The sequence below is a fragment of the Shimia marina genome (assembly GCF_001458175.1).
Taxonomy (GTDB): domain Bacteria; phylum Pseudomonadota; class Alphaproteobacteria; order Rhodobacterales; family Rhodobacteraceae; genus Shimia; species Shimia marina.
The window spans coordinates 1-752 of the sequence record NZ_CYPW01000043.1 but is presented as its reverse complement, the minus strand read 5'-3'; the positions used below and the strand labels follow the sequence as shown (position 1 = coordinate 752).

Annotated in this window: 1 pseudogene; it reads right to left on the bottom strand. The window is 57.2% G+C overall.

Features of this window, described 5'->3' with window-relative positions:
• Nucleotides 1–637, bottom strand: a pseudogene (locus SHM7688_RS19520) (transposase); the annotation flags it as partial.
• Nucleotides 638–752 lie beyond the last annotated feature (115 nt).

Below are 752 nucleotides of genomic sequence, written 5' to 3'. Positions count from 1 at the left end.
GACATGAAGTCGAGCGACCACCTCTGGTTCGGCCCCTGTAGGATCGCCCTCGGCGCTCTGGTGCCCACAGCACGCTTGCGTCCGCCCCGTTTACGGACGGCCAACCCTTCTTCGCGGTACAGCCGGTAAAGCTTCTTCCAGTTCACTTCCCAGCCCTCCCGCTTCAGCAGGATGTGCAGGCGGCGATAGCCGAACCGGCGCCGCTCACACGCCAGCTCCTTCATCCTGGCCCGAAACTCGGTGTCCGACCTTCGCGTCGATTTGCGCCGATACACGCGCGGATCGATCCCGGCCAAGGCACAGGCCCGTTTCTGATTGTAGCCTTTGGTCTTCATTGCCCAGTCCACGGCGTTCCTCCTCGAACCGGGCTTCAGAAGTTTTTTCCAAGCATCTCTTTCAGCGTGGCAACATCGAGCATCTGCTCCGCCAGCATCTTCTTGAGCTTCGCATTCTCGGCCTCCAGCGCCTTCAGACGCCGCGTGTCAGACACTTCCATGCCACCATATTTGGATCGCCATTTGTAGAAGGTCGCATCGCTGATCCCATGCTTGCGGCACAGCTCTTTCGCGCTCAAAACCGCCTGATGTTCTTTCTGGATGCCAATAATCTGCTCTTCTCTAAATCGGCTTCTCTTCATCGTCTGTATCCTCAGTTGGGGAACTGACCCAGCCCCCTGAAATCGGGCCATTGAGATGTTAGTAATCCGTCCAAGCAAAGGATGGACAATGAAACGCAGATTTTCGGACGAACAG